This window comes from uncultured Gemmiger sp. (genome assembly GCA_944388105.1).
GTDB lineage: Bacteria > Bacillota > Clostridia > Oscillospirales > Ruminococcaceae > Gemmiger.
On the sequence record CALXHN010000094.1, the window covers coordinates 1 to 7,836 of the forward strand.

Here is a 7,836-nt window from a genome sequence, read left to right on the forward strand (position 1 = left end):
AAGAACTGCCCCGCCTGCCCGGAGGACCCGCCCGAGAGAACCCCGGGGGAATCGTACAGGATGAAGGCGTTGGTGCCCTGGTCATACTGGGCGAAGTTGAGGGCGCTGTCGTAGTAATAGTAGCCCTGGTCGTCGATCTGCAGCAGGTCCCGCACGTTGGGGTAGGAGGCCTTGCCCGGGTTGGCCTGGTTGGGGTTGAAGAGGTAATCCAGGGACTGGCCCCCCTGGCTGAGGATGGGGTAATTGTTCTGCAGCAGGTCCTGCACAATGCCGGTGCGTGGCTTGGCGCTGCCGGTGTAATCGTTGATGCCGCCGTTGGGGTTGCGGGGCGCCGCCGCCGTGAACTGCAGCAGCTTGCCCTGGTTGATGCCCTGGTCCATATCGGGCGGGTTGGTGGTATCGGGGGCGTTTTGGGTGGTGATCCAGTAATCAAACAGGTTGATGGTGGTCCCCACCGGGGAGACGGCGTCGGTGAGCACCCCGTCCGAAGCCAGGGGCGCCGCCGTGTCCGCCTTCCGGGACGCGGCAGAAGGACGTGTTCCGCTTTCCCCCGTGGCCGGCAAGACCGCTGCCGTTTCCCCGGTGGCAGTCTCCCCCGTGGCCGGCTGTGCTCCGATGGACACCGGCAGCAGAACGCCCAGCAAAACCGACAGGGCCAGGGCCCACAGCCGCCGGCCGTTTGTATGTAGATTTTTCCTCGTGTTGCTCTCCACCTTCCGCTTGGTCTTGGCGGAGACACCCCCGCCATGCCTGCTATTATAGCGGCGGCGGGGTGCGGATCGTGGCGGCATCTGTCGCGCCGGTCCCGGTTTTGGAAAAAATGCGGCGGAAAAGCAGAAAAGCCGCAGCATACGCTGCGGCCTTTCCGGAAAGAGAAGCGCGTTTCATTTACATGCCAATGAGGTCGAAATCTTTAAAGGACACGGTCAGGGCCAGGTCCCTGCGGGGGTTGGGATACTTGATAAGCACGGCCCTTTTGGTCTGGCTGTAATACCAGCCCGAAGCGGCGGCTTCAAATTTGCGGCGGTTGAGGAAGTGTTCCAGCGGGGTATTCCCCAGCACCACCCAAAAGGGGCTGCGGTCCTTGCGGATCATCTCCACGGTGACACGCTCCACAACATCGGCATAGCTCCCCTCGGCATAGCTCCCCTCGGAGTACATGACCACCTCCACCAGGCTGGTGCCGGACATGGCAATGATGGTCTTGCGGAACACGCCCTTCCGGTAATCGTTGGTCACGCCGTCATCGTCGTACATGGTGTAGATGCTCTTCCCGCCGGGGGCCAGCAGCAGATGCAGGTCGGTCACCGGGTCCCTGGCCATGTTCATGATCCGGTTGTCCGCCATGGGGATGACGGCCCCTTCCCGGATGAACATGGGAATGGTGGTGATGTCCACCGGCACCTCAATGGTCTGGCCGCCCTCGTAGCAGGCATAGTTGTTGTTCCAGTCGTACCATCTGCAGCCGGCAGGCAGGTAGACCTTCCAGGTCCTGACGCCCGGTTCCAGGACGTTGGCCACCAGGATGTCCCGACCGAACAGGAATTCAAAGCTCTCGTCGTACACCCGGGGGTCGTTCTGGAATTCGTAGACCAGGGGGCGCATGATGGGCGCACCGGTGCGGCTGGCCTCATATTCGGCGGAGTAGAGGTAGGGCGTCAGCCGGTAGCGCAGCAGGATGGCATCCCGGATGAGGGGGGCGGAACCGTGGTACATCCAGGGCTCGGTGACGGTGTTGTCGGTGCTGGCCGAGTGGATGGAAAACCGGGGCTGGAAGATGCCGTTCTGCACCCAGCGCACAAAGAGTTCCTCCTCCGGGGCGGGGCCGTGGAAACCGCCGATGTCGGCGCCTTCATTGGGCTGGCCGGACAGGCCCATGCCGGTGATGGTGGGGATGTTGTAGCGCAGGGTCTTCCAGCTGGTGAAGTTGTCGCCGCACCAGGTCTGGGCATACTTCTGGATGCCGGCGGAGCCGCTGCGGCAGACGATGTAGGGACGGGCGTCGGGGTTGTGCTCCACCACCGCCTCGGCCCCGATCTTGCACATAAGGGTGCTCATGACCGGCTTGAGCTGGGCAATGGTGCCGCCCTTGCCGTCAAAGTCGCAGCGGCAGTCCTTGTCCAGCAGGCTGTCGTATTCGCAGTTGTCGTTCCAGATGGAATCGGTGCCTACGTCGATGATGTGTTTGGTGAGGTATTCCTTCCACACCCGGCGGCCCGCCGGACTGGTGTAGTCCCAGAAAGCGCCGTCGCCGCCCCACCATCTGCCCACGGCGTAGGTGTCCTGGGTGGAATCCTTGACGAAAACGCCCTTGGCGCTGAACTCGTCAAACCAGGGATGGCACAGCAGCACCCCGGGCTTGACGTTGGGCACATTCTGGGCGCCCTTCTCGTTCATGGCCTGGAAGTAGGCCCGGGGGTCCTTGAAGCGGTCGGTGTTCCAGGTGAACACGCAGCGCTTGTTGTTGCAGCTGGTGTAGCCGGAGGAAAGATGGAAGCCGTCAATGGGAAAGCCTTCCTCCTTGACGGTGTCGATGAAGTCCAGCACCGCCTCATCGCTGTCCTTTTCCAGCTCGGGATAGTACATGCTGGACCCCTGATACCCCAGGGCCCGCTTGGGCAGCAGGGCCGGACGGCCGGTCAGGCGGGTGTAATTGTCCAGCACCCGGCGCAGGGTGTCGCCGGCCAGCAGGAACAGGTCGATGTCGCCGCCGTCCGCCTGCCAGTAGGTATAGCGGGACCAGTAGTTGCTCTTCTCGCAGCCCATGTTGAAGACGGACTCGTAGAAATTGTTGTAGTACACCCCCACCGCTTTGGCCGTGGCCCGGTTCAGCCGGATGTAGAAGGGGATGTGCTTGTACAGGGTGTCCATGGCGGCGGCATCATAGCCCATGGCGTCGGTGGCGCGCTGGCGTATAAAATGCTTGTTCTTGTTCAGCACGCCGGTCTTTTCGCCGAAACCGTAGAAGCAGTCATCCTCATTCATGGCGCTGTAATGGGTGATGCGGCGGTTGGCATCCAGGGTGTAGGGGGTTCCGGCCAGGTCACTGTACAAAAGGTACCCTTCGCGGTTGTACAGCTTGAAGCCCAGCGGGTCCTTGCAGAATTGCAGAAGCACGGCCGGGGTGAAAAAGACATACCCCTCCTTCGTTTCGTTCAGCCGGGGTTCCACCGGCTGCAGGCGGGTGCGCTCGCCGGCAAACAGACCGTCCAGGCGGTCGGCCCAGGCCGTGGTGGCCAGCACATAGGATTCCTCGGCCATCTCTCGGTCGAAGGAGACCCGAATGCGGACGATCTCATCGGTGACAAAGCAGACCTTGATGTCCGCACAGTTGGTATGAATCAGGAAGCCGCCGTCCAGCGGCTCCATCTCCCGGAATTCTTTGCAGAGATACATGATACAGGTCCCCTTCCGCCCTGTGTCGGGCTTGTGGTGTTTTTTCCCATTATACCATATTTTCCCGCCCTTTTTGCCCTGCATGGGATTTTCCGGCCACATTTTTCTTCCGCATACCGGGGCCTGCAGTCATCCCCCCGGCAAAACCGTTTTTTCACAGATGACTGAACCCCTGGAATACCAGCGCACGCTTCATGTGGCGTTGGTAGGGTCTGCCAGTTGCGAAAGTGGGGATGTGCTTCATTTTGGGAGCTGCTTTCTTATCCTCGCATTGAACCCTTCTTATTTTCAGGGGGTAACGTTTGGCATCATCGGCAAAAGTCTTATCCTGAACCACTGGTCTGACGAGTGGTTTTCAATATGCAAAAAGCCCTGCCGGCGTGCGGCAAGGCTTTTGGGGGAAACAGGCATTCACACGGCGTCCGGGCCGTTGCGGACCAGGTCTGCCAGGGTGATGCCGTCAAAATATTCGTTTGTCATGCGGTAGAACTCCCGCCACATGGGCAGGGTCTTGCACTGGGCCTGCCGGCTGCAGGGGGCGGCCCCGCAGGACAGACAGGCCACCGGGGCCAGGTCGCCTTCGGTCAGGCGCAGGATCTCCCCGGCGGTGCAGTGTTCCGGGTCCCGGCACAGGCGGTATCCCCCGCCCTTGCCCTGCTGGCCTTCCACCAGGCCGCCCCGGGTCAGGGCGGGCAGGATCCGTTCCAGATATTTCAGGGAGATGCCCTGTCGGGCGGCGGCTTCCTTCATGGGGACATAGCCTTCCCCCCGGTGTTCCGCCAGATCTACCATGATGCGCAGGGCATACCGCCCTCTTGTGGAAATCATTCCTTGCAACACCTCTGTTCGTTCTCCTTCCTGATTATACATCATTTTGCGAACAGGCTGCAAGGGCGGGCCGGATCAGACGCCGGCGGGCGGGGTGGCGCCGCTGCGGGCGTAGTAGTCCTGCAGGGCTTTCTGGATGGCTTCCTCCGCCAGCACCGAACAGTGCATCTTGTGGGGCGGCAGACCGTCCAGGGCTTCGGCCACTGCCTTGTTGGTCAGGGTCATGGCCTCGGACACCGGCTTGCCCTTGATGAGTTCGGTGGCCATGGAGCTGGAGGCAATGGCGCTGCCGCAGCCGAAGGTCTCGAACTTCACGTCCTGAATGGTATCGTTTTCGATCTTGAGATAGATCTTCATGATGTCGCCGCACTTGGCGTTGCCCACCTCGCCCACGCCGTCGGCGTTCTCGATGACGCCCACGTTGCGGGGATGGCGGAAGTGGTCCATGACTTTTTCACTGTACAGAGCCATTATCGTTACCTCACTGAATTACAAAAGGTGTTTTGCCCGCTTCCAGGTCCCGCCACACCGGGGACATGCCCCGCAGGTAGGTGACCACCCGGGTCACTTCTTCCACCGTGCGGTCGATCTCGGCCTGGGTGGTATCGGGGGACAGGGTCAGGCGCAGGGAGCCATGGGCGATCTCATGGGGACGGCCGATGGCCAGCAACACATGGCTGGGGTCCAGGGACCCGGAGGTGCAGGCCGAGCCGGAGGAGGCGCAGATGCCCGCGTCGTCCAGCAGGAGCAGCAGGGATTCGCCCTCGATGCCCTCAAAACAGAAGTGCACGTTTCCGGGCAGACGGTGCTCCCGGTCCCCATTGAGCACCGAATAGGGAATGGCGGAAAGGCCTTCGATGAGCCGATCCCGCAGGGCGGCCATCCGGGCGGCGTTTTCGGCCCGGTGGGCGCAGGCCTGTTCCAGCGCCGCGGCCATGCCCATGATGGCGGGCAGGTTTTCGGTGCCGGCACGGCGTCCCCGCTCCTGGGCGCCGCCCTCGATGAGGGGGGTCAGGGCCACCCCTTTGCGGGCGTAGAGCACCCCGGCCCCCTTGGGACCGTGGAACTTGTGGGCGGAGAGGGAGAGCAGGTCGATGTGCAGGGCCTGAACGTCAATGTCCAGGTGGCCTGCCGCCTGCACCGCATCAGTGTGGAAGAGGATGCCCTTTTCCCGGCACAGGGCGCCGATCTCCCCCACCGGCTGGATGGTGCCGATCTCGTTGTTGGCAAACATCACGCTGACCAGGCAGGTATCCGGCCGGAGAGCCGCGGCGATGTCCGCCGGACGGACGATGCCGTTTTCCGGCACCGGCACCAGGGTCACCGCAAAGCCTTCCTTTTCCAGGGCGGCCAGGGTGTGGAGCACGGCGTGGTGCTCGATGGTGGTGGAGACCAGATGCTTTTTGCCCTTGCGGGCGCCCAGATAGGCCGCCGAGCGCAGGGCCTGGTTATCCGACTCGCTGCCGCCGGAGGTGAAAGTGATCTCCCGGGGGTCAGCAGCGTTGAGCAGTCGGGCCACGGTGGTGCGGGCAGCGGTCAGGGCCTCCTGGGCCTGCTGCCCGAAGGCATACAGGCTGGAGGGGTTGCCGTACTGCTCCTGGAAATAGGGCAGCATGGCCTGCAGAGCGGCGTCACTCAGGCGGGTGGTAGCCGCATTGTCAAGATAGATCATGGGAATTCTCCTTTATGAGATGCGCCGCGGTACAGGATTCAGTCCGCGAACAGCGGGGTGGACAGGTAGCGGTCGCCGGTGTCCGGCAGCAGCACCACGATGGTCTTGTCCTGGTTTTCCGGGCGGCGGGCCAGCTGGATGGCGGCCCAGAGCGCCGCGCCGGAGGATATGCCCGCCAGCACCCCTTCCCGGCGGCCCAACAGGCGGCCGGTCTCGAAGGCGTCGGCCTCTTCCACCGTCAGGATCTCATCGTAGATGGCGGGGTCCAGGGTGTCGGGCACGAATCCGGCGCCGATGCCCTGGATCTTGTGGGGGCCCACCCGGCCGGCAGAGAGCACCGGGGACCCGGCAGGCTCCACCGCCACCACCCGGGTGCCGGGGTTGCGGGCCTTCAGGTAGGTGCCCACGCCGGTGATGGTGCCGCCGGTGCCCACACCGGCCACAAAGAGATCCACCTGGCCGTCGGTGTCCTCATAGATCTCGGGGCCGGTGGTCTCCCGGTGGATGCGGGGGTTGGAGGGGTTCTGGAACTGGCGGGGCAGGAAACTGCCGGGGGTGGCGGCGGCCAGTTCCTCAGCCTTCTCGATGGCCCCCCGCATGCCCTTGGCGCCCTCGGTGAGCACCAGCTCGGCGCCGTAGGCCTTCATCATGGCCCGACGCTCCACCGACATGGTCTCCGGCATGACCAGGATGACCCGGTAGCCCCGGGCCGCCCCCACCGCCGCCAGACCGATGCCGGTGTTGCCGGAGGTGGGTTCGATGATGGTGGCCCCGGGCTTGAGCCGGCCGGAAGCCTCGGCATCGTCCAGCATGGCCTTGGCGATGCGGTCCTTCACCGAGCCGGAAGGGTTGAAGGCTTCCAGCTTGGCCAGGATGCGGGCGTGCAGGCCCAGCTCCTTCTGGATGCGGGTGAGTTCCAGCAGCGGGGTGCGGCCGATCAGCTGGTCGGCGGATGTATAAATGCGGCTCATAAGCGGTCCTCCATATTCCTACTGTTTAAGTTGGTATTATTCTAGCGCACATAACCTACTATGTCAATAGGTTTTATAGGAAAATTATTTCCCCGCGTCCCTCTCCCCCTCCGGACATGGCAAAAGCCCTGCCGGAAGGCAGGGCTTTTTCGCGTTGCTTCAGTTGTTTTTCGGCAATCAGGCGTTTTCGCCGAAGAAGAGGCGCATGTCCTCCTCCACGGTGCCGATGCCCGCAATGCCGAAGTTGTCCACCAGCACCTTGGCCACGTTGGGGCTGAGGAAGGCGGGCAGGGTGGGGCCCAGATGGATGTTCTTCACTCCCAGGTAGAGCAGGGCCAGCAGCACGATGACCGCCTTCTGCTCATACCAGGCGATGTTGTAGATGATGGGCAGGTCGTTGATGTCCTCCAGGCCGAAGACCTCCTTCAGCTTGAGGGCGATGACCGCCAGGGAGTAGGAGTCGTTGCACTGACCGGCGTCCAGCACACGGGGAATGCCGCCGATGTCGCCCAGGTCCAGCTTGTTGTACTTGTACTTGGCGCAGCCCGCGGTGAGGATGACAGTATCCCGGGGCAGGGCCTTGGCGAAGTCGGTGTAGTATTCCCGGCTCCTGGCGCGGCCGTCGCAGCCGGCCATGACCACGAACTTCCTGATGGCGCCGGACTTGACCGCTTCCACGATCTTGTCCGCCAGGGCCAGCACCTGGGCGTGGGCGAAGCCGCCCACGATCTCCCCGGTCTCGATCTCACGGGGCGGCGGGCAGGTCTTGGCCTGGGCAATGAGGGCGGAGAAGTCCTTGGCTTCCCCGATGCCGCCGGGGATGTGCTTGCAGCCGGGATAGCCCGCGGCGCCGGTGGTGTACAGCCGGTCCTTGTAGCTGTCCTTGGGGGGCACGATGCAGTTGGTGGTCATGAGGATGGGGCCGTTGAAGGACTCGAACTCCTCCTTCTGCTTCCACCAGGCGTTGCC

General features: G+C 63.2%; 7 protein-coding genes. All 7 read right to left on the reverse strand.

What is annotated here, in order from left to right:
• The coding region (locus Q0K17_RS09360; protein WP_294542518.1) for a hypothetical protein at positions 1-713 on the reverse strand (713 nt) is incomplete at its 3' end.
• A 175-nt stretch (positions 714-888) separates the two neighbouring features.
• Entirely contained in the window at positions 889-3,396 is a 2,508-nt protein-coding gene (locus Q0K17_RS09365; RefSeq protein ID WP_294542519.1) for a TIM-barrel domain-containing protein, read from the reverse strand.
• Between the two features lie 411 nt (positions 3,397-3,807).
• On the reverse strand, positions 3,808-4,224 hold the full coding sequence (locus tag Q0K17_RS09370; protein WP_294542521.1) for an Rrf2 family transcriptional regulator: 417 nt from the start codon (positions 4,222-4,224) through the stop codon (positions 3,808-3,810).
• A gap of 75 nt (positions 4,225-4,299) precedes the next feature.
• The gene (gene nifU, locus Q0K17_RS09375) at positions 4,300-4,695 is read right to left on the reverse strand and encodes a Fe-S cluster assembly scaffold protein NifU (protein ID WP_294542523.1); all 396 of its coding nucleotides are present in this window, start codon (positions 4,693-4,695) and stop codon (positions 4,300-4,302) included.
• A 10-nt stretch (positions 4,696-4,705) separates the two neighbouring features.
• On the reverse strand, positions 4,706-5,896 hold the full coding sequence (nifS, locus tag Q0K17_RS09380; protein ID WP_294542525.1) for a cysteine desulfurase NifS: 1,191 nt from the start codon (positions 5,894-5,896) through the stop codon (positions 4,706-4,708).
• Between the two features lie 38 nt (positions 5,897-5,934).
• The gene (cysK, locus tag Q0K17_RS09385; protein ID WP_294542527.1) at positions 5,935-6,867 is read right to left on the reverse strand and encodes a cysteine synthase A; all 933 of its coding nucleotides are present in this window, start codon (positions 6,865-6,867) and stop codon (positions 5,935-5,937) included.
• A gap of 177 nt (positions 6,868-7,044) precedes the next feature.
• Positions 7,045-7,836, reverse strand: a 792-nt coding sequence (hcp, locus tag Q0K17_RS09390; RefSeq protein ID WP_294542529.1) for a hydroxylamine reductase, incomplete at its 5' end; no start/stop codon positions are given.